At 71.5% G+C, this 20,563-nt stretch carries 15 protein-coding genes and 1 riboswitch; of the genes, 7 read left to right on the forward strand and 8 right to left on the reverse strand.

Features of this window, described 5'->3' with window-relative positions:
• On the forward strand, positions 1-696 hold the full coding sequence (locus tag AC07EJ_RS26025) for a hypothetical protein (RefSeq protein WP_389479796.1): 696 nt from the start codon (positions 1-3) through the stop codon (positions 694-696).
• 207 nt (positions 697-903) lie between these two features.
• Here the strand turns inward: AC07EJ_RS26025 and AC07EJ_RS26030 are convergent, their stop codons facing one another.
• Together AC07EJ_RS26030 and AC07EJ_RS26035 are read right to left on the reverse strand one after the other, a co-directional pair.
• Positions 904-1,542, reverse strand: a complete 639-nt coding sequence (locus AC07EJ_RS26030; protein ID WP_478885012.1) for a hypothetical protein — start codon at positions 1,540-1,542, stop codon at positions 904-906.
• A 33-nt stretch (positions 1,543-1,575) separates the two neighbouring features.
• Complete coding sequence (locus AC07EJ_RS26035; RefSeq protein ID WP_478885013.1) at positions 1,576-2,646, reverse strand: C40 family peptidase; 1,071 nt, start codon at positions 2,644-2,646, stop codon at positions 1,576-1,578.
• Positions 2,647-2,939: 293 nt separating this feature from the next.
• On the opposite strand from AC07EJ_RS26035, the gene AC07EJ_RS26040 reads away from it, so the two are divergent.
• Positions 2,940-3,293, forward strand: a complete 354-nt coding sequence (locus AC07EJ_RS26040; protein ID WP_389479802.1) for a hypothetical protein — start codon at positions 2,940-2,942, stop codon at positions 3,291-3,293.
• 25 nt (positions 3,294-3,318) lie between these two features.
• On the opposite strand, the gene AC07EJ_RS26045 is transcribed toward AC07EJ_RS26040, so the two are convergent.
• Positions 3,319-4,266, reverse strand: coding sequence for a tellurite resistance/C4-dicarboxylate transporter family protein (locus AC07EJ_RS26045; RefSeq protein WP_389479803.1), 948 nt, complete (start codon positions 4,264-4,266; stop codon positions 3,319-3,321).
• 27 nt (positions 4,267-4,293) lie between these two features.
• Positions 4,294-5,457 carry a C40 family peptidase gene (locus AC07EJ_RS26050; RefSeq protein WP_478885014.1) on the reverse strand — a complete coding sequence of 388 codons (1,164 nt, stop codon included), beginning with the start codon at positions 5,455-5,457 and terminating at the stop codon, positions 4,294-4,296.
• A gap of 8 nt (positions 5,458-5,465) precedes the next feature.
• A riboswitch (cyclic di-AMP (ydaO/yuaA leader) is annotated at positions 5,466-5,614 on the reverse strand.
• Between the two features lie 267 nt (positions 5,615-5,881).
• Here AC07EJ_RS26050 and pcrA point away from each other — a divergent pair.
• Positions 5,882-8,410 carry a DNA helicase PcrA gene (gene pcrA, locus AC07EJ_RS26055; RefSeq protein ID WP_478885015.1) on the forward strand — a complete coding sequence of 843 codons (2,529 nt, stop codon included), beginning with the start codon at positions 5,882-5,884 and terminating at the stop codon, positions 8,408-8,410.
• Between the two features lie 77 nt (positions 8,411-8,487).
• On the opposite strand, the gene AC07EJ_RS26060 is transcribed toward pcrA, so the two are convergent.
• Positions 8,488-10,140, reverse strand: coding sequence for a M23 family metallopeptidase (locus tag AC07EJ_RS26060; protein WP_478885016.1), 1,653 nt, complete (start codon positions 10,138-10,140; stop codon positions 8,488-8,490).
• Positions 10,141-10,383: 243 nt separating this feature from the next.
• A complete protein-coding gene (locus AC07EJ_RS26065) occupies positions 10,384-11,370 on the reverse strand; it encodes a lipase family alpha/beta hydrolase (RefSeq protein WP_389479812.1) in 987 nt (328 codons plus the stop codon).
• 436 nt (positions 11,371-11,806) lie between these two features.
• On the opposite strand from AC07EJ_RS26065, the gene AC07EJ_RS26070 reads away from it, so the two are divergent.
• Entirely contained in the window at positions 11,807-12,223 is a 417-nt protein-coding gene (locus tag AC07EJ_RS26070) for a coenzyme B12-dependent isobutyryl CoA mutase small subunit (RefSeq protein WP_100594811.1), read from the forward strand.
• Between the two features lie 144 nt (positions 12,224-12,367).
• On the opposite strand, the gene AC07EJ_RS26075 is transcribed toward AC07EJ_RS26070, so the two are convergent.
• Together AC07EJ_RS26075 and AC07EJ_RS26080 are read right to left on the reverse strand one after the other, a co-directional pair.
• Positions 12,368-14,014, reverse strand: coding sequence for a DUF5691 domain-containing protein (locus AC07EJ_RS26075; RefSeq protein WP_478885017.1), 1,647 nt, complete (start codon positions 14,012-14,014; stop codon positions 12,368-12,370).
• Between the two features lie 64 nt (positions 14,015-14,078).
• Complete coding sequence (locus AC07EJ_RS26080) at positions 14,079-15,506, reverse strand: SWIM zinc finger family protein (RefSeq protein WP_478885018.1); 1,428 nt, start codon at positions 15,504-15,506, stop codon at positions 14,079-14,081.
• Between the two features lie 179 nt (positions 15,507-15,685).
• Between AC07EJ_RS26080 and AC07EJ_RS26085 the strand changes: the two genes are divergently transcribed.
• The 3 genes from AC07EJ_RS26085 to AC07EJ_RS26095 are packed head-to-tail and all read left to right on the forward strand — an operon-like array spanning position 15,686 to position 20,462.
• Positions 15,686-16,849 carry an ATP-binding protein gene (locus tag AC07EJ_RS26085; RefSeq protein WP_389479818.1) on the forward strand — a complete coding sequence of 388 codons (1,164 nt, stop codon included), beginning with the start codon at positions 15,686-15,688 and terminating at the stop codon, positions 16,847-16,849.
• Positions 16,846-19,260, forward strand: coding sequence for a DUF5682 family protein (locus tag AC07EJ_RS26090; RefSeq protein WP_478885019.1), 2,415 nt, complete (start codon positions 16,846-16,848; stop codon positions 19,258-19,260). The genes AC07EJ_RS26085 and AC07EJ_RS26090 overlap by 4 nt, the downstream gene beginning before the upstream one ends.
• Positions 19,260-20,462, forward strand: a complete 1,203-nt coding sequence (locus AC07EJ_RS26095; RefSeq protein ID WP_389479822.1) for a VWA domain-containing protein — start codon at positions 19,260-19,262, stop codon at positions 20,460-20,462. Before AC07EJ_RS26090 ends, AC07EJ_RS26095 begins: the two co-directional genes overlap by 1 nt.
• The last annotated feature ends 101 nt before the right edge of the window (positions 20,463-20,563 follow it).

Here is a 20,563-nt window from a genome sequence, read left to right on the forward strand (position 1 = left end):
GTGACGACGCGTCTTCCGCAGTCCGCGCTGAGCAGCGGCGCCATATTCCACCTCGTCGGTCTCGCGGCCGACGCGGCCGAATCGGGTGAATCGAGTGATCCGCTGGAGTGGCAGGTGCTGCGCTACCAGCGGATACAGGGAGTCGAGTACACCCGCTCGCCCTGGAGCTGGCCGCTGCAGTCGGCCGCGGCCCAACTCGACTATCTGGCCCACACGTTCACCGAGGAGTTCTTCTCGACCTGCCCGCCGTCCGCCCGCACCCTGTGGAGCCGTGCGGCGGGGAAGCGGACTGTGCCCGAGTTCATGAACGACCTGGCTACGCTCCTGAGGATGGCGTGCCGCGAACCCGAGGCGACGTACGAGGAGATCCCGCTCGCAGGCTGGGAGCTGGCGGTGAGATTTCCGCGCCTGCTGGGCTTCGAGACCTGGCTCGACGCGGCTCTCCCCGACGAGGAGGACCCGGTTCGTGCGGGGATAGAGAGCGAACACCCTTACTGCGCCGAGCACTTGCCGGAGCTGATCGCGCAGGTGACGCAGGCACTCGCCCTCTGCCGGGACTCGGAGGCGTTCGCCGGGCAGTTGCGTGCGCGTTGCGCCGCCGCGACCCCCGAACTGCTGGCCGAGGTGGCGGACCGCGCCTACGCCCACATGGCGCGCGAGCACCGGAGCGGCACGCTCCTCACGCCACCCGCGTAGCTGCCGTCCGACGCCGTGAGTTCGCAGCGGGCGGTGTTGCCCTTCTTGCCGACGAGCGCTACCGCGACCGCGGTCGCGGCGAGAGGACAAGCGGATCAAGCGAGAGGACAAGCGGACCGAGGGGGAGTGGGCGGGCCACCGAGTATTGCGGTGCGGGCCCCAGGCCCGGCAGTGGCGAAAACCTGACCGCGCCGCGCGAGCTCGCCCTCAGCGGTGCGAGCCGCCCCGTGTCGGTGCCGGGCTCGGCCTCCGCACCGCCCAGCGGTAGTGGCTCAGCGCCTTCCTGACCCCGATGAGGCCCGTCAGCCAGAGGATGGTGCCTGCACCCATGCCGAGGGCGACATCCGTGTACGTGTCCCGCCCCGGTTCGGCGTACGCGGCCGCACCGAGAGACGCCCACAGGCCGAGTGCGCACAACACGAGTGACGACAGGCACCAGGTGAGACTGGCGCCGGGGGAGCGCAGCCGGGAATCGGTCGCCGGATCGGTGTCCAACGCGACCCAGGCATCGGTGAGTTCGCGAATCTTCCGGTCGCGGCGCATGCCGAGTACGACTCCGACGACCGCAGGGGCGAGCGCCGCCAGGCCGAGGATCACGAAGACCGGGCCGAAGATGAAGGCGAGCGGATCCTTGTCCTCGATGAGCTGGAGCGTCTGGACCAGCAGTGACCAGCCGATGACGCCGCCGAACCCGCATAGCCACAGCAGCAGGAGCCGGTGCACCGCGAGGTATGTCCTGCGCAGCTCGCCGAGGGCCATGCCGCGGTCGGTGAGGAGTGTCTGCCGGTCCGGCCACGTACGGAGTTGGACAGGGGGCGGAGGCGGCGGCAGCGCACGGCTAGGCATGACCCCGACAGTACCGGCGGGCACCGCACCGGCTCACGCCACCCGCGTAGCCCCGGCGAACGGCATCTCGTCGATCGGGGCGATGCGGACCGGGGCGCTCGGGTTCGGGGCGTGGATCATTTTGCCGTTGCCGATGTAGAGACCGACGTGGCTGATGCCCGAGTAGAAGAACACCAGGTCACCCGGCTGGAGTTGGGAGCGTGGGATGCGGGGGCCCGCGTTGATCTGGGAGTACGTGGTGCGCGGCAGGGAGATGCCGGCCGAGCGGTACGCGGCCTGGGTGAGGCCGGAGCAGTCGAAGGCGTTCGGGCCTGTGGCGCCCCACACGTAGGGGCTGCCGAGGGCGCTGTAGGCATAGGCGATGGCCGCCGCCGTGCGGGAGTCCGGGGCCTTGGGCAGGGCGCCGGACGGCAGCTCGCGGGAGGTGTCCGAGCGGGAGGCGCGGTCGGCCGTGCCGGTGTCGCCGGCGCCCGCTCCGACGCCGGTGCGCTCGGCCGCCGGCAACTGGTCGAGCAGACGCTTTGCCTCGGCCAGCTTCCCGGTGACCGTCTTCTTCTGCTTCTTCAGTTCGCCCTGCCGCTTGCGCAGCTCGGTGAGCCGGCCGTCCGCCTCGGAGCGCAGCTGGTCGATCTGCCGCAGCTCGCGCTGCACGCGCCCGACCGCGGATGCCTGCCGTGTGCCGAGCCGGTCGGCGAGCGCCGCGTTGTCGAGGTACTGGGCGGGGTCGGAGGACAGGACGAGCTGGACCGCCGGGTCGAGGGCACCGGTGCGGTACTGCGCGGCGGCGGCCGAACCGAGCGCCTCACGCTGGGTGTTGAGCCGGTCCGTCCTGCGGGCCGCCTCGTCCCGCAGTGAGCCGAGCTTCTTCTCGGCCTTGTCCGCCTTCTCCTTGGCGCTGTTGTACTTCTCGGTTGCCTTCTCGGCCTCCTGGTAGAGCCGGTCGACCTTCGCCTTCACCTGGCTCGGGGTGAGCCGGGGATCCGCGTGCGCCGCGCCGTCCAGGACGGTGGCGGTCGCCGCGGAGGCGAGAGCGAGGGTCGCCGCGGTGCGGGCCGTGGGGCCGGTGAGCGAGCGCTGTCGGGGCTTGCGGTGCGCTGCCGACACGAGGGGCACGTCCTTCCGGTACGTACTGCTTACGCGTCCGGCGGCGGCCCGCACAGGGGAAGCGGGCCGCCGCCGGACCTTTCTCGGCGGTAGGTGTCCGGCTTCCGCCTCTGAGCGGGGCGGGGGTGGGGAGCCGGGCACCTGAGGAAGGACGCTAAACCTGACCGTCACGGGTTGGTGACGGATTGTCCGCAACTGGTCCTTGTGTTCTGGGTGTGACCGCATGTGACCGCCGACGGACCGGTGCGGGCCGGTTCATGGGGGCAGTGAGGCCCCGGCTAGGCTCGCCCGTCATGGACGTACTCATCCACCTCTTCGTCGGCCTGCACATCATCGGCATCGCCTCGCTCCTCGGTGGGTTCCTCACCCAGATGAAGGCGATGGGCAAGGGAACGGCCCGGTTCGTCCCGGCGATGCTGCACGGCGCGCTGACCATGCTGGTCACGGGAGTCGTCCTCGTGGGCCTGAATCAGGCGGACGACAACACCGTCAACAACATCAAGATCGGCGTGAAGCTCGCGCTGCTGATCGTGATCCTGGGCCTCGTGTACGTGAAGCGGGACGAGGAGAAGGTCGACAAGGGCCTGTTCGGCCTCGTCGGCCTCCTGACCACCGCGAACATCTTCATCGCGGTCCTCTGGACCTGAGTCAGGCGCGTGTTCTGGACCTGAGTCAGGCGGATGTTCGGCCCCTGAACGTCCCGAACAGGGTGGCGAGCCACGCGGCCACCGCGATCCACACCAGTACCTGCCCCGGCCCCTTGAGCCAGGGCACATCGGCGGCGGCGCCCACGGACAGTGCCGCCGCCGCTGTCATTCCCATCGGGAAGACCGTCGACCACCGCCGGATGTCGTAACGCGGCCGGGGCCACCGCACCTCCGCCAGCACCAGCACGACGTACCAGGCGATGTCCAGCGCGAGCAGCAGAAAGCTCACGGTGCGCAGGACGTCCGTGTCGTCGATGTTCCACAGACCCGTCGCGACGAGCTTCGACGCCGCGAGCGCGGAGATGGCGAGCGCGCCTCCCGCGACCCACTGGTCCCCGGCGCCGGAGGCCACCTCGCGCAGGTCGAAGCGGAGCAGTGCGAAGCAGTACAGGACGAGCCCGCCCCAGAAGAGCACCATTCCCGTGAACGCGAGCCAGTGCGCCCCGACCGCGGGCGCGAGCGTCGCCGCCAGGACGACGAGGCCCTGCGTCGCGACGCAGCCCAGGAACACGCCCCCCGGCATCCGCGGCTTCCAGTGCCGTACGACGTTGATCATCAGCACCGGCCAGACGAGCGCGGACAGGGCGAGGAGCGCCTCGGCCAGGGTCTGCCACCCGAACAGGGAGATCCGGGTGCCGAGGACGGTCGTGGCCGCGACCGCGGTGAGCGCGGTCGGGGTGTCGGCCTCGGACCCCCAGCGTTCGCGCTCGCGCACCAGCCGGTTCGCGAAGTCCGCCGCGAGGACGAGCCAGAGGGCGGCGGCGAGCACGAGCATGATGCCGGACAGCACCGAGTGACCGGTCAGGTGAAAACCGACCGAGATGATGCCGGTGGCCATGACGGCGGCGCCGGCTGCCGGTGGGAGCTGGGACCACGTGGGTCCGGGGCCTGGGGTTGCGTTCGGGCCGCGCACCGCCCGAACGTAACCCCACGAAGGCGGTCAGGCCGGGCGCACCACGCTGTGGATCGGCATGTAGTAGATCGACTCGACGCGCACGTTCGCGCCCGGCTTGGGGGCGTGGATCATCTTGCCGTCGCCGATGTAGATGCCGACGTGGCTGATGTCGTCGTAGAAGAAGACCAGGTCACCGGGTTGTGCATTGGCCGTGGTGACGGTCGTGCCGACCTTGACCTGGTCCCAGGTCGTGCGCGGCAGCGTGATGCCGGCCGCCTTCCACGCGGCCTGCGTGAGACCCGAGCAGTCGTACGAGTCCGGGCCGGTGGCGCCCCACACGTACGGCTTGCCCTCCTGGGACTCGGCGAAGGCGATGACCTTCGCGGCCTTGGCGGCGTAGCCGCTGCCGGTGCTTCCGGAGCCCGTACCCGTGCCCGAACCGGTGCCGGTCCCGGGGTTCTCCTTCTGCCGGGCCTCCTCGGCCGCTTTGCGCTTGGCCTCCGCCTCGGCCTGCTGACGCGCCAGCTCCTCCGCCTTCTTCCTGGCGGCCTCCTGCTTCTTCTTCTCGATCGCCGCGAGCCGCGCCTTCTCCTCGGCGGTCAGCTTCGACAGGAGTTCGCGGGCGTCGCCGAGCTTCTGCTGGACGTCCCTCTTCGTGCTCCGGAGCGTGGCCTGCGAAGTGGTGAGCGTCTCCAGGCTCTTGGCCGCCTCCGTGCGCTTCTTCGTGGTGGCGGCCTGCTCGGTCTGGTAGTCGTCGACGGCCTTCTTCTGGCGGCTCGTGAGCCGGCTCATCAGCTGGTCCTGGTCGAAGTAGTCCTGCGCGTCGTCGGCGAGGAGCAGCGTCGCGGTGTCGGAGACGGCGCCCGTGCGGTACTGGGCCGCGGCGAAGGTGCCGAGCTCCTGGCGGGCCTTGTTGAGCTTCTCGGTGCGCTGTGCGACGTCGTCGAGCAGGTCACCGACGCGCTTCTGCTGCTTGGCGGTGTGCTCCTTGGCCGCGTTGTACTTCTCCGTGGCGACGCCCGCCTGGTGGTAGAGGGTGTCGACCTTCTTCTGGACCTCTTCCATGCTCGGCTTCGGCGGCGCGGAGGGTGCGGCGTTCGCGCTCTGCGAGAGCAGGGCTATGGAGGTGAGGGCCGCCGTGGTGATGCCGACGACGGGGGCCGTGCGGGGACCGGCTGTCCTGCTGCGCGGCTTGCGGTGCGACGCCAAGGGGCGCGTCTCCTTCCCATGACCGCCTACCGGGTTAGCTGTCGGGTTCGGGCGGAGATTCGGAAGGCTGCCCTACGGCCGTCCCTGACGGGTCGTCGGCCGATTCACCCCAAAGGTCGTGGGTCCCCGGTTCCATGCCTCTCGGCGTACTGAACTCAGCGGGGGCGACCCGTTCGCGGCGCGGTTGCCGGCGGGGGGACGGGCGGCCCGCGGAGCACGCTAGCCAACTCGTGTGGCTGCTGTGAAGGTTGATGTTCGATATGCCCGATACATTTTCGTGACCTTCGGCAATCTTGCTCGTGACCTCCGGTAATCCTTACGGAGGGTGATTCACGCACTACGTGAGGTGGCCGGGTCCGCGAAGTCGGGCGAAGTTTCCGGGGCGGCCGTGGGTGTCAGTGGGGCGGCCTAGACTCGTAGAGCGATGAGCAGCCTCTTTGACGACAGCTTCCTGGCGGACCTCACGGCTTCGAAGGCCAGTGAGGAACATGCCCCGCCGCCGCCCGAGGACGACACGGCTCCGGAGCACGTTCCGGACGACCTGTTCGACGGGAAGTTCGACGTGCCCCCGGCCAGGGACGCGTACTACCGGGACGGCGCCCCACGCCCGGCGCTCGACCCGGCGGCCCTCCTCGACGGGCTGAACGAGAACCAGAAGGCGGCCGTCGTCCACGGCGGCTCCCCGCTGCTCATCGTGGCGGGCGCCGGCTCCGGCAAGACCCGCGTGCTCACGCACCGCATCGCGTACCTCCTCGGTGAGCGCGGCGTGCACCCCGGCCAGATCCTCGCGATCACGTTCACGAACAAGGCCGCGGGCGAGATGAAGGAGCGCGTCGAGTCCCTGGTCGGCCCGCGGGCGAACGCGATGTGGGTGTCGACGTTCCACAGCGCCTGCGTGCGCATCCTGCGCCGCGAGTCCAAGAAGCTCGGCTTCACGTCGTCGTTCTCGATCTACGACGCCGCCGACTCCAAGCGCCTCATGGCCCTGGTCTGCCGCGACCTCGACCTGGACCCGAAGAAGTTCCCGCCGAAGTCCTTCAGCGCCAAGATCTCGAACCTGAAGAACGAGCTGATCGACGAGGAGGACTTCGCAGGCCAGGCCGCCGACGGCTTCGAGAAGACCCTCGCCCAGGCCTACGCGATGTACCAGTCCCGCCTCCGCGAGGCGAACGCACTGGACTTCGACGACCTGATCATGACGACGGTGCACCTCCTGCGCGCCTTCCCGGACGTCGCCGAGCACTACCGCCGCCGCTTCGGCCACGTCCTCGTCGACGAGTACCAGGACACGAACCACGCGCAGTACGCGCTGGTCAGAGAGCTGGTGGGCTCGGCCGACAGCGGACGCGCGGAGGACGAGCCGCCCCGCGCGGACGACCTCCCGCCCGCCGAGCTGTGCGTCGTGGGTGACGCGGACCAGTCGATCTACGCGTTCCGCGGAGCCACCATCCGTAACATCCTCCAGTTCGAGGAGGACTACCCGGACGCGACGACGATCCTGCTCGAACAGAACTACCGCTCGACGCAGACCATCCTCTCCGCGGCCAACGCGGTCATCGAGCGCAACGAATCCCGCCGCCCCAAGAACCTGTGGACGAACGCGGGCGCGGGCGCGCAGATCACCGGATACGTCGCGGACACCGAGCACGACGAGGCGCAGTTCGTCGCCGACGAGATCGACCGGCTCACGGACGCGCGCGACGCGAAGGCCGGCGACGTCGCCGTCTTCTACCGGACGAACGCGCAGTCCCGTGTCTTCGAAGAGATCTTCATCCGCGTCGGCCTGCCCTACAAGGTCGTCGGCGGAGTCCGCTTCTACGAGCGCAAGGAGGTCAGGGACGTCCTGGCCTATCTGCGGGTGCTCGCCAACCCCGAGGACTCCGTCCCCCTGCGGCGCATTCTCAATGTGCCGAAGCGCGGCATCGGCGACCGCGCCGAAGCGATGATCGACGCGCTCTCCCAGCGCGAGAAGATCTCCTTCCCGCAGGCGCTGCGGAGGGTCGACGAGGCGTACGGCATGGCGGCCCGCTCGACGAACGCGGTGAAGCGGTTCAACACGCTGATGGAGGACCTCCGCACGATCGTCGAGTCGGGCGCGGGCCCGGCCACGGTCCTGGAGGCCGTGCTCGAACGGACCGGCTATCTCGCCGAGTTGCAGTCGTCTACGGACCCGCAGGACGAGACGCGCATCGAGAACCTTCAGGAACTCGCCGCCGTGGCCCTGGAGTTCGAGCAGGAGAGCGCGACGGCGGACGGCGCTGCCGAGGGCGCGGCTGAGGGCGCTGCCGAGGGCGAGGCGAGCGTCGGCACGCTGTCCGAGTTCCTGGAGCGGGTCGCGCTCGTCGCCGACTCCGACCAGATCCCGGACGAGGAGGACGACGGCTCCGGCGTCATCACGCTGATGACGCTGCACACCGCCAAGGGCCTCGAGTTCCCGGTCGTCTTCCTGACCGGCATGGAGGACGGCGTGTTCCCGCACATGCGCTCCCTCGGCCAGGTCAAGGAGCTGGAGGAGGAGCGCCGCCTCGCCTACGTCGGCATCACACGCGCGCGTGAGCGGCTGTACCTGACCCGCTCCACGCTGCGCAGCGCCTGGGGCCAGCCCTCGTACAACCCGCCGTCACGCTTCCTGGAGGAGATCCCGGACGCGCATCTGGAGTGGAAGCGGACCGGCGCCATGGCGCCCGCCAAGTCGGCGGGACCGACGAGCGGGATCGCCGCGTCTCTCTCGTCGTCGCGCTCCCGCTCGACACCGGCGTTCGCCACGCGCCGCGCGACCGAGAAGCCGGTCGTCGCGCTGTCCGTGGGAGACCGGGTCACGCACGATCAGTTCGGCCTCGGCACGGTCGTCGGAGTCAAGGGCACGGGGACGAACGCGGAGGCGACAGTCGACTTCGGCGAGCCCAAGCCGAAGCGCCTGCTGCTGCGGTACGCGCCGGTGGAGAAGTTGTAGGGGGCTGGAGGGCCTCTGCCAGGAGGCTCGGCCCTACGTCGGGTCGAGCCCGTGGCTACGTCGGGTCGAGCCCGTGGCTACGTCGGGTCGAGCCCGTGGCTGCGGAGCCACGGGAGCGGGTCGACCGCCGAGCCGCCGCCGGGACGCACCTCGAAGTGCAGGTGCGGACCGGTGGAGTTGCCGGAGTTCCCGGAGTGCGCGATGAGGTCGCCGGCCTTGACCGGTCCGCTCATGACGGCGTGGCTGGAGAGGTGGCAGTACCAGGTCTCCGTGCCGTCCTTCGCCGTCAGGATCGTCATGTTCCCGTACGCGCTGTTCCACTGCGTACGGATGGTGCCGTCGGTCGCGGCCATCACCGGGGTCCCGTACGAGACAGGGAAGTCGATGCCGGTGTGCACGGACATCCAGTTGATACCGGCCTGCCCGTAGTACGCGCTCAGTCCGCGCTGCTTGACCGGGAGGACGAACTTGGGCCGCAGCCGCTCCTTGCGCGCCGCTTCCTCCGCCGCCTGCTTCCGCTCGGCCTGCTGCTTGGCCCTGAGGTCGATGCGTTCCTGGGTGCGGCTCGCCCGGTCGGCGAAGTCACCCGCGTCCGCGGAGAGGTCCGCGAGCTGGGTGTCGAGCTTGTTGTTGGCGACGGAGGGCTTCACGGCGGTCGCGTCGGGCGCGGAGGCCGCCGTCGTGTCCTTGCTGTCGTCCCCGCCGAGTCCGCCGACGGAGGCCGCGGCCACGCCCGCGACACCCATCACGCACACCGAGGGCACCGCGACGGTGAGCAGCGCGGAGCGCTTGGCGGGGGAGCGGCGGCGGGAGCGTGCGCGCTGGGCGGGGGTGACCGGGGCGGGCCGCTCGTCGCGGGCGACGATTTCCTCGACGTCGTTGAGGTCGTCGCCGAGGCCGTCGTCGAGGTCGTCGTTGTGGCTCAACTCGGGTTCGGAGGCGCCGGGTTGGCCGTAGTCGTGGCGGGCGTCGAGGTCGCTCTCGTCACCTTCGGGCCCCGCGGAGTTCCACGCGGTGGCGTCGTACGCGCCGGTGTCGAGGGAGGCCGAATCGGCGAAGGACGGCGCTTCGAAGGTCTGCGTCGCGAAGGGCTGGGCCTCGAACGCCTGTGTCTCGTAGGCCTGCGTCTCATAGGCCTGAGCGCCGAACGCCTGGGTCTCGAAGCCCTGCGCGTCGAACGTCCCGGTCTCGAAGGCCGCCGGTGCCTGGAAGTTCTGCGGTGCCTGGAAGGTCTGCGTGGCGAACGCGTCCTGCGTGGTGAACCCCTGCGCCTGCGCCCCGAAGGCACTCGCGTCCCACTGCCCGGTCTGGTCGGCCCACCCGCTGTTGTCCCACTGGCCGGAATGGTCAGGTCCGGACTGGGCCGGAATACCGGCGAGTTGCTGATCGGCGGCGGTCCCCCAGGCGGCGGTGGTGTCGTAACTGCCGGTGGCGTACGGGGAGGCTTGCTGCTGCGCCGCGTACGGGTCGTGGTGCTGGGGTTCCTGCGCCGTCAGCGTCTGATGCGCGCCGGTCGCCCACTGACCGCTGTCGTACGAGCCGGTGCTCTGCGCCCCGGGAAGGTCGCCGAAGAGCGGGTCGGCCGCGAAACCGCCGGTGGCGTGGCCGTCGTAACCGGTGTAGTCGCCGTACTGCGCGCTCTGTTGGTCATACGGAGCGTAGGGCGCGTAGTCGGCGTCCTGAGCCGGGACCGGGGAGGTCTGAGTCCCCGACGGGTGACGGTCGTTCACCAACTTCTCTTTCGCCTCGACAACAGGGGCTGCCAGAGCAGTGCGGTGACTGTACCCGGCGGTACGCGGGCTCGACAATCTTCGGCAGGTTTCCCGCTCGCAGGAAACGGGCATTCGGCCGTCTTTCGGCGGACTGTGGGCAGAGCTTTGGCTCTGCGTTCGAGAATCGTTCGACGTTTGGCCAGTTCGGAGACCGTTCCGGGGGCAGGATAAGGCCAGGATCAGGCCAGGCGCAGGTCGCGGTCAGGCCACTGTCAGACCGCTTACCGAGTCGGTGGCGTGCGCTCCTTCCGTTTCCTCGGCGTCGAGCGCCTCCCGGATGCCGGCGGCGACCGCCGGGTGGACGGGGAGCGCCAGGTGCCCGACGCCGGTGACGCGGACGTTCTGCGCGATCAGGTCGGGGTGGTCGATGCAGGCCGTCTCCAGCGGAACCATGATCTGGTCGAGGTCGCTCCAGAAACTCACGAAGTGGGTGCGGCAGCCGGGAGCGGGCCGGGACAGCTCCTCGATGACGGTCGAGCCGGGGCGCATCTGCCGGACGATCGGGTGCGCGTCCAGCAGGGGCGCGAACGTGGTCCCGCTGTGTGGGGTGCCGAGCGACACGAGGGTGCGTACGCGCAGATCGCCGCCCAGGCGCTGCACGTAGTAACGGGCGATGAGCCCGCCGAGGCTGTGCCCCACGATGTCCACCCGGTCGTGGCCCGTGCGTTCGCAGATCTCCTCGACATGGCGGCCGAGCAGCGCGGCGGCGGTGCGGATGTCGTAGGTCAGCGGCGAGTAGTTGAGCGACTCCACGTGGTGCCTGCCGTGCTGGGCGAGCGAGCGGCGCAGCAGGACGAAGACGGAGCGGTTGTCGATGAAGCCGTGCATGAGGAGAACCGGCGGCTTGCTCTCGGCGGACGGCAGCCGGGCGCTACGGCCGGTGGGGGCGTTTTCTGCCCCAGGCCCCGGCAGGGCGGCGCTCTCCGTCAGGTACGAGGCGTCCTCGCCCTCCTCGCTCACGCCTTCCGGTGCGGGGGCGTAGCCGAGCGGAGGGAGCGCGGGGGCGTCCCGGCGCTCCTGGATGATGCCGGAGGGGTAGAGGAGGACGTGTCCGGCGAGGATGGCGACCTCGAGTGCGGTCGCCTTCAACAGAGAGACGGAGACTCCGGCCAGCCTGGCGGGGAACACCAGCCTGGCGGGAATCAGCTGACAGAGCGGGCGAAAAGGCAGAATCCTCGTGACCTTCATTGCCGACCTCCCGTCGGCACCCGGGAAAACGGCTCTGTCTCCCGTGTGCCCTCATGGGAAGCATGCGCCGAGGTGGCCGACGATGCGCGTCGTACGCGGGCGGTGACGATTTGATGCCCATGCGTGACCGTCGCGGTGCGTTACGTGAATCCCGTACGTACCGCGGCGCCGATGCGCCGTGCCGCCCGCCGCGCGGCCGGCGGCGGTGTGGTGCGGCTGTCTCTTTGCGGCTCCCCTTGCGCCGGTGGCCCCCGTATGCGGCTTCTGAGCCGCCTGCGGCGGCTGTGGCGCGCAGCGAACGTGTCCCAATGTGTGATTTCCCCCTCGCTCCGCACCGCGAAACGGCCGGTTGCGGGATGCTGTCGATAACGTTCGTTCACTCCCCGGGTACGCATCAGGTCAGGTATCGGGTGGAAGTCGCTTCATGGAGGCAGTGATGGGTGTGGCAGCCGGTCCGATCCGCGTGGTGGTCGCCAAGCCGGGGCTCGACGGTCACGATCGTGGGGCCAAGGTGATCGCGCGGGCGCTGCGTGATGCCGGTATGGAGGTCATCTACACCGGCCTGCACCAGACGCCGGAGCAGATCGTCGACACGGCGATCCAGGAGGACGCCGACGCGATCGGTCTCTCGATTCTTTCCGGGGCGCACAACACGCTCTTCGCCCGCGTCATCGAGCTCCTCGTGGAGCGCGACGCCGCGGACATCAAGGTGTTCGGCGGCGGGATCATCCCCGAGGCGGACATCGCTCCGCTCAAGGAGAAGGGCGTCGCGGAGATCTTCACCCCGGGCGCGACGACGGCGTCGATCGTGGACTGGGTCAACGCGAACGTCCGCCAGCCTGCCGGAGCTTGATCCCTCCGGGGTGCTGTCCAGGGTGCCCTCCCGGGCGCTCTCCCGAGTGAGGACGCAGGGGTGCCGGTTCGGGTGCGTGGGTCGCGCTCCGCCCGAACCGGACAGTCCCCAAGCCCTGCATCACCGGCCCTCAACGGGTACTCATCACGCTGACGCCCCGCTCAACTCATCCCGCATCGCCTGCCGCAGGCGCAATGTGCTGACCAGGCGCTGGAATGCTTCCGACCAGTAGCCGCCGGCGCCGGGGGCCGCGTCCTCCGGTTCGTCCGGGGTGGCGGTGAGGCCTTCGAGTCTGGCCGCCTCGGCGGGGTCCAGACAGCGTTCGGCCAGGCCCATGACGCCGCTGAAGCTCCAGGGGTAACTGCCCGCGTCCCGCGCGATGTTCAGCGCGTCGACCACCGCCCGCCCGAGTGGCTCGGCCCACGGCTGGGCGCAGACCCCGAGCAACTGGAACGCCTCGGACAGGCCGTGTGTCGCGATGAAACCCGCGACCCACTCGGCGCGTTCACCGTCGGGCAGCGCGCCGAGGAGCTTCGCCCGCTCGGACAGCGATACGGCGCCGGGGCCTCCGGCGTCCGGTGACGCGGGCGCGCCCAGGAGCGCGCGTGACCACACGGCGTCTCTCTGCCGCACCGCGGCCCGGCACCAGGCGGCGTGCAGTTCGCCCTGCCAGTCGTCGGCCACCGGCAGCGCGACGACCTCCTCCGGTGTGCGCCCTCCGAACCGCGCGGACCAGCAGCCGAGCGGCGTGGCCTCGACCAACTGGCCAAGCCACCAGGACCGTTCACCCCGGCCCGTCGGAGGCTTGGCGACCACGCCGTCCCGCTCCATGCCCGCGTCGCACTCGTGCGGTGCCTCGACCGTGATCGCCGCCGCGCCCTGGGTGCGGTCGACCGCGACGCAGGAGGCCGCGCGCGACGCCATGCGGGCGGCGAGCGCCGAGCCGGGGAGGGCGGACAGCAGCTCGGCGGCCGTGGCCCGGACGTTGCGGCTGCGGTCGGACAACGCCTGCTCCAGGAACGGCTCGTCGGCGTCGGCGAGCCCCGACCGCAGTGAGTCGAGGAACATCAGCCGGTCCTCGGCCCGCTCGGCGGACCACGTGGTCGCGAGCAGTTCGCGCGCCGCGGCCGGGCTGTGTGCGCGCACGGCGGCCAGGAGCGCGACCCGCTCGGCGAACAGGCCCTCTTCCCACAGCCGCTGCACGTCGGCCGCGTCCTCGGGCGCCGGGAGCGCCGTGCCGCCGCCGGGGGTGGAGCGGAGCGCGAACTTCCAGTCCGGGTTGAGCCGGGCCAGCCAGAGTGCGCGCGGGCCGGCGAACGTGAGGGCCTGGGGCCGCAGGTCGGTACGCCCGCGGGCCGCGTCGAGGAGGGCGGGAAGGAGATCCGCAGGCGCCGCGTACCCCTGTTCGTTGGCCCCGGCCAGCCACTGGGGCAGCAGCTCCATCAGGTCGGGGGCTGTTCCGCGGCGGCCGCCGCCGGTGCCGGGACGGTCGGTGAGCAGCATCGCGAGTCTGCGTCGCGCGAGGGCCGGGAGAGGGGGTCGCGGGTCGTCCGCCGCCCGTGCCGGCGGCGCGGCAGCGGGTGCCGGCCGCAGCCCGGCCCGCCGCCGTACGGTCTGCACGGCGGCCGCGTCGAGCAGCGCGACGGGTGCGTCGGTGCCGGGCGCGTGGCCCGGCGGCGTCCGCCGGTCCGTTCCGAGCAGGGCGGCCGTGACCAGCTCTTCCCATGGGTCACCGGTGGCCGTGGTCGTGCTGGTGGTCGTGGTAGCCGTGGCGGTCGAAGGTCCGTTCATGTTTCGCTCCTCTCCGGGATGGGGGTCCGCCCGGTCGTCTCCGGTGTCTGCGTCGTCCGGCTCGTCACCACAGAGCCACCGCTTCTCCCGGGCCTTCGGACCAGGCCGTGAGTGGGGTGAAGCCGCGGTGGCCGCACTCGCCGAAGACGGTGACCGGTGCCCCGCCGGACAGTGCGGCCAGCCGCCACAGCCCGGGGCCCGACGCGGCCTTCGGCGTGATCGGGAGCGCCAGCCGTTCGGGACCCGGCCGTTCGGGACCCGGCCGCTCCGAAGGCGGCTGTTCCGGCGACGGGCGGTCCAAGTCATCTGCCGCATCCGCCAGTTGCCAGCCTCCTCTCGCCTCGTCCGGGGTCGGTATGACCCGGCTCAGCGTCACCGGCCATGACTCCAGCCACGGGTCGCGGCTCAGCGCATCCCCGTACAGCGCCGCCGCCTCCGCCACGCCTGCCCCCTTGGGCCGTACGGGACTTGGGGCGGGCGCCGTGAACCGTTCGCCCAGGTCGGCGCGGAGCTGTCCGTCGCCCGCGTACGCGGAGAGCTCGGCGTCCAGGGCAAGACCGACCGGCAGGGAGAGCGTCGGGGCGCGGCCCGCCGCACCGTAGGAGAGGAGGAGCGCCGTGTGGCCGGACTCCGTCCCGTACAGCCATGTCCGGCGGGTGGTGAGCCGGCTGTCGGTCGAGTCGTACTGCGCCAGGACCAGCCATAGGTCCCGGGTGGGCCGTCCGTCCGCCGGTGCGGGCAGTCCGACGCGGGAGCGGACCGTCGCCGCGAGTCCGGCGGGGAGCAGGTCGCGACGCAGCCAGCCGCGGTCGAGGAGGTGCAGCAGCGCGCATTCCTCCAGGAGCCGCACCGGCCAGCCGGGACCGGACGTGGGTATCGACCCCAGCTCCCTTACCCGCGCGGCCAGTCCGGGCGCCTGCGCGTCCACCATGCGCGCCGCGGTCTCCTCCCACATCCCGTACCCGGACTGCTCGGCCGAGGCGAGGCCGCCCCGCAGCAGGTCCGTGAGCCGCTGCTCCAGCTCGCTCACGCCCGCCGTGACCCGATCGGCGCGGCGCTCGGCCCTGCGGCGCGCGGCCTCGGGATCAGCGGCAGTGGCCCCGCCCGCATCCGCCTCCCGCTTGGCCTCGGCGCGCTTCCTGCGCCCTTGGGCCCACTGCTCCGCCCAGTCCGGGAGCACCTGCGCATCCGGCACCGAGCCGTCCGCCCCCGCCCACAGGAGGAGCAGCCCGAGCGCGTGCTTGCACGGGAACTTACGGCTCGGACAACTGCACTTGTAGGCCGGGCCCGCCGCGTCCGCGACATCCACGACCGTCTGATACGGCTTGCTGCCACTGCCCTTGCAGTGCCCCCACACCATCCCCTCGCCCGAACTTCCCGCCTCCGACCAAGGTCCGGCGACGCCGAGTTTGCTTCCCGCCTTGCGTGACGGAGCGTCAGGCGCCAGTGCCAGCACCTGGTCCGCCGTCCAGCGCACCCCCTGCTGAGTCATGTTCTCGAAGGTAGGTCCCGCCACTGACAATCGGCCGTGGCAAGGGAGTTCACGCAGGTCAACGGCGTACGACCGGTGATTGTCAGTGGCGTGGTGCACGGTGGAGTCACATCCCGGCCGAGTGCTCGGGATGTGCCGGACGTGCCGGCTGCGCCCGGCCGAAATCGAGGGGGATCGCCATGACCGTGTCCGTCGAACCGACCGAGAAGAGCGCCGCGTCCGCGGGGGACCAGAGCGCCGCGTCCGCGGGGAACCAGGGCGCCGCGCAAGCCCTGCGGCCGCATGCCGAGGACGCCTTCGCCGCCGAACTGGCGGCGCTGGCCGCGCAGGACGACCGGCCGCGCCCGGAGCGCTGGCGCCTCTCGCCGTGGGCGGTCGCCACGTATCTGCTCGGCGGGACGCTGCCCGACGGCACCGTCATCACACCGAAGTACGTGGGGCCGCGCCGCATCGTCGAGGTCGCCGTCACCACGCTCGCCACCGACCGCGCCCTGCTGCTGCTCGGCGTCCCCGGCACCGCAAAGACCTGGGTGTCCGAGCATCTCGCGGCCGCCGTCAGCGGCGACTCGACGCTGCTCGTGCAGGGCACGGCGGGCACCCCCGAGGAGGCGATCCGCTACGGGTGGAACTACGCGCGGCTGCTCGCGCACGGCCCCAGCCGGGACGCCCTCGTGCCCAGCCCCGTCATGCGCGCCATGTCCGAGGGCATGACGGCCCGGGTCGAGGAGCTGACCCGCATCCCGGCCGACGTGCAGGACACGCTGATCACGATCCTGTCGGAAAAGACCCTGCCGATACCGGAGTTGGGCCAGGAGACGCAGGCCGTCAGGGGGTTCAACCTGATCGCCACGGCGAACGACCGCGACCGGGGGGTCAACGACCTGTCGAGCGCGCTGCGCCGCCGCTTCAACACCGTGGTGCTTCCGCTGCCGGAGAGCGCGGAGGCGGAGGTCGACATCGTCTCGCGCCGCGTCGACCAGATCGGCCGCTCTCTCGACCTGCCGGCCGCTCCGGACGGCACGGACGAGATCCGCCGCATCGTCACGGTCTTCCGCGAGCTGCGCGGCGGCGTCACCGAGGACGGGCGTACGAAGCTGAAGTCGCCGAGCGGCACGCTGTCCACGGCCGAGGCGATCTCCGTCGTGACGAGCGGGCTCGCGCTGGCCGCCCACTTCGGGGACGGCGTGCTGCGGCCGTCGGACGTCGCGGCGGGCATCCTCGGCGCCGTCGTCCGTGACCCAGCCGCGGACCGGGTGATCTGGCAGGAGTACCTGGAGGCCGTGGTGCGCGAGCGGGACGGCTGGAAGGACTTCTACCGCGCGTGCCGTGAGGTGAGCGTATGAGCGAGCGGGGGAGGGAGCAGGGGCCGCTGCTGCTGGGGGTGCGTCATCACGGCCCCGGTTCGGCCAGGGCCGTCCGGGCGGCGCTCGACGCTTCGGTCCCGGGTGTGGTCCTGGTGGAGGGGCCGCCCGAGGCGGACGCGCTGGTGGCGCTCGCCGCCGATGAGGGCATGGTGCCGCCGGTCGCGCTGCTGGCGCATGTCGTGGACGAGCCGGGGCGTTCCGCGTTCTGGCCGCTGGCCGAGTTCTCCCCGGAGTGGGTCGCGATCCGGTGGGCCCTGGAGCGGGACGTGCCGGTCCGCTTCATCGACCTGCCGGCGGCGCACAGCCTGGCCCTGCGGGAGCAGACGATGACGCCGGACGACCCCGAGGGGGACGGGGGACAGGGCGGGGAGGACGCGCGGGAGGCGATGCGCGTCGATCCGCTCGCCGTACTCGCCGGGACCGCTGGGCACGACGACCCGGAGCGCTGGTGGGAGGACGTCGTCGAGCACCGGGGCGCGTCGGGGGACGTGTTCGCGCCGTTCGAGGCGCTCGGCGAGGCGATGGGAGCGCTGAGGGAGGAGTACGGCGACGGGGGGCACGAGCGGGACCTCGTGCGGGAGGCGTACATGCGCCTCCAGCTGCGTTCTGCGCAGAAGGAGTTCGGGGACGGTGTCGCGGTGGTGTGCGGCGCCTGGCACGTTCCGGCGCTGTGGGTGAAGGCGACGGTCGCCGCCGACCGGGCCGTCCTCAAGGGGCTACCCAAGGCCAAGGTCGACATGACCTGGGTGCCCTGGACGCACCGCCGTCTCGCGCGGGCCGGCGGATATGGCGCGGGCATCGACTCGCCCGGCTGGTACGGGCATCTGTTCAGCGCCCCGGACCGGCCCGTCGAACGCTGGATGACCAAGGTCGCCGGGCTGTTCAGGGACGAGGACAGGATCGTGTCGTCGGCGCACGTCATCGAGGCGGTGCGGCTCGCGGAGACGCTCGCCGCGATGCGGGGCCGTCCGCTGGCCGGGCTGTCCGAGACGACGGACGCCATCCGCGCCGTGATGTGCGAGGGATCGGACGTACCGCTGTCGCTCGTCCACGACAAGCTCGTCGTCGGGGACGTACTCGGCGAGGTCCCGGACGCGGCGCCCGCCGTACCGCTGCAACGCGACCTCACGCGGCTCCAGCGTTCCCTGCGGCTCAAACCGGAGGCTCTGGAGCGGGAGTTGGAGCTCGACCTGCGCAAGGAGACCGACGCGGCTCGGAGCCGGCTCCTGCACCGGCTCCGCCTCCTCGACGTCGGCTGGGGCGAACCGGCACGGTCCATGCGCGCCTCCACCGGCACGTTCCGGGAGACCTGGCGGCTGCGCTGGGAACCCGAGCTGTCCGTACGCGTCGCCGAGGCGGGGGTCTGGGGCACGACCGTGCTCTCGGCCGCCACGGCCAGAGCCGAGGCGGACGCGATCGGCGCACAGGCCCTCGCCGACGTCACGGCCCTCGCGGAGCGCTGCCTCCTCGCCGAACTGCCCGAGGCGCTCCCGGTGGTGATGCGCGTGCTGGCCCACCGCGCCGCGATGGACGCGGACGTCGGCCATCTCGCCCAGGCCCTGCCCGCACTCGTCCGCTCCCTGCGCTACGGCGACGTGCGGGGCACGGACACCCAGGCGCTGACCGAGGTCGCGGCAGGTCTCGCCGAGCGCGTCTTCGTGGGCCTGCCGCCCGCGTGCGCGGGGCTCGACGGGGACGCCGCGGCCGAGATGCGCGGGCATGTGGACGCGGTCCACGCGGCGGTGGGGCTCCTGGAGGACGATGGGACGGCGGGACACAGAGGCCGCTGGCACTCGGTGCTGCGGGTCCTCGCCGGACGCGACAGTGTGGCCGGGGTGATCCGGGGGCGGTGCGCGCGGCTGCTCCTCGACGACGGACAGCTGGCCGAGGGAGAGGCCGCGCGGCTGATGGGGCTCGCCCTCTCGCCGGGCACCGGGCCTGCCGAGGCCGCCGCGTGGATCGAGGGGTTCGTGGGCGGCGGCTCCGGCGGCGGGCTGCTCCTCGTACACGACGAGCGGCTGCTCGCGCTCGTCGACGACTGGCTGACGGGTGTCTCCGCGGACGCGTTCACGGACGTACTGCCGCTGCTGCGGCGCACGTTCTCCGCCTACGAATCCGGTGTGCGCCGCACGCTGGGCGAGTTGGTGCGGCGGGGGCCCGCGGGGGCGGGACGCACGACGGGCGTGGGGACGGCTCCGCCGGGGTTCGCGCCCGGCCTCGATCCGGCCCGCGCCGACGCGGTGCTGCCGGCGCTGCGGCTGCTGCTCGGGACGGACGATGCCGACGTCGACGCCAGACCTGACTCCGGCTCCAGCTCCGATTCGGGCTCCAGCTCTGGCTCCGGCTTCGGTTCCGGCCGGGGTGACAACGACCTTGTGGGGGTGGCCTGATGGCGGTCGACCAGGTGGACGGGCTCAGTGGGGGAGCCCGGGACGAGCGGATGCGGCGCTGGCGACTCGTGCTCGGCGGGGACGAGGCGGACGGCACCGGCTGCGCGCTGAGCGGCCAGGACGCGGCGATGGACGGCGCCCTGACCGCGCTCTACGGGAGAGGGGACATGAAGGAGGGGCGGGCGCGCGACCGCTCGGCCGGCCTCGGGGCGTCCGCTCCGTCCGTGGCGCGCTGGCTCGGCGACATCCGGACGTACTTCCCGTCCTCCGTCGTCCAGGTCATGCAGCGTGACGCCATCGACCGCCTCGGCCTGTCCGCGCTGCTGCTCGAACCGGAGATGCTGGAAGCGGTCGACGCCGACGTGCACCTCGTCGGCACGCTGCTCTCCCTCAACAAGGCGATGCCGGAGACGACGAAGGAGACCGCGCGCACCGTCGTGCGCAAGGTCGTCGAGGACCTGGAGAAGCGTCTCGCCACCCGGACCCGCGCCACGCTCACCGGCGCGCTCGACCGCAGCGCCCGGATCAGCAGGCCCCGCCACCACGACATCGACTGGAACCGCACGATCGCGGCCAACCTCAAGAACTACCTGCCGGAGTACCGCACGGTCGTCCCCGAGCGGCTCATCGGATACGGCCGCGCGTCCCGGTCGGTGAAGAAGGAGGTCATCCTCTGCATCGACCAGTCGGGTTCGATGGCGGCCTCCGTCGTCTACGCCTCCGTGTTCGGCGCGGTGCTGGCCTCGATGCGGTCCATCAGCACCAGGCTCGTCGTGTTCGACACGGCCGTCGTCGACCTCACCGACCAGCTCGACGACCCGGTCGACGTCCTGTTCGGCACGCAGCTCGGCGGCGGCACCGACATCAACAGAGCGCTCGCGTACTGCCAGTCGCAGATCACCCGCCCCGCGGAGACCGTCGTCGTCCTCATCAGCGATCTCTACGAAGGGGGCATCAGGAACGAGATGCTGAAGCGGGTCGCCGCGATGAAGGCGTCAGGAGTGCAGTTCGTCACGTTGCTCGCGCTCTCCGACGAGGGGGCGCCCGCGTACGACAGGGAGCACGCGGCGGCGCTCGCGGCCTTGGGAGCACCGGCGTTCGCGTGCACGCCGGACCTCTTCCCGGAGGTGATGGCGGCGGCGATCGAGAAGCGGCCGCTGCCGATACCGGACTCCGGGAACCCGGCGAACGGGACGTCGTAGGTGCGGGACGCCGTAAATCCGGACATGACTACCCATCGGTAACAGGGGACTTGCGCAACCTCGGGCGTCCCGTGCAAGGATCGGCGCGGCTGTTCTCATCC

Source organism: Streptomyces sp. NPDC045026 (assembly GCF_056432625.1).

Excerpts from the sequence above, each read along its gene's own strand:
- AC07EJ_RS26030 (WP_478885012.1), bottom strand. The coding sequence starts at position 1,542 with ATGCCTAGCCGTGCGCTGCCGCCGCCTCCGCCCCCTGTCCAACTCCGT.
- AC07EJ_RS26040 (WP_389479802.1), top strand. The coding sequence starts at position 2,940 with ATGGACGTACTCATCCACCTCTTCGTCGGCCTGCACATCATCGGCATC.
- pcrA (WP_478885015.1), top strand. The coding sequence starts at position 5,882 with ATGAGCAGCCTCTTTGACGACAGCTTCCTGGCGGACCTCACGGCTTCG.
- AC07EJ_RS26065 (WP_389479812.1), bottom strand. The coding sequence starts at position 11,370 with ATGAAGGTCACGAGGATTCTGCCTTTTCGCCCGCTCTGTCAGCTGATT.
- AC07EJ_RS26070 (WP_100594811.1), top strand. The coding sequence starts at position 11,807 with ATGGGTGTGGCAGCCGGTCCGATCCGCGTGGTGGTCGCCAAGCCGGGG.
- AC07EJ_RS26075 (WP_478885017.1), bottom strand. The coding sequence starts at position 14,014 with ATGAACGGACCTTCGACCGCCACGGCTACCACGACCACCAGCACGACC.
- AC07EJ_RS26080 (WP_478885018.1), bottom strand. The coding sequence starts at position 15,506 with ATGACTCAGCAGGGGGTGCGCTGGACGGCGGACCAGGTGCTGGCACTG.
- AC07EJ_RS26085 (WP_389479818.1), top strand. The coding sequence starts at position 15,686 with ATGACCGTGTCCGTCGAACCGACCGAGAAGAGCGCCGCGTCCGCGGGG.
- AC07EJ_RS26090 (WP_478885019.1), top strand. The coding sequence starts at position 16,846 with ATGAGCGAGCGGGGGAGGGAGCAGGGGCCGCTGCTGCTGGGGGTGCGT.
- AC07EJ_RS26095 (WP_389479822.1), top strand. The coding sequence starts at position 19,260 with ATGGCGGTCGACCAGGTGGACGGGCTCAGTGGGGGAGCCCGGGACGAG.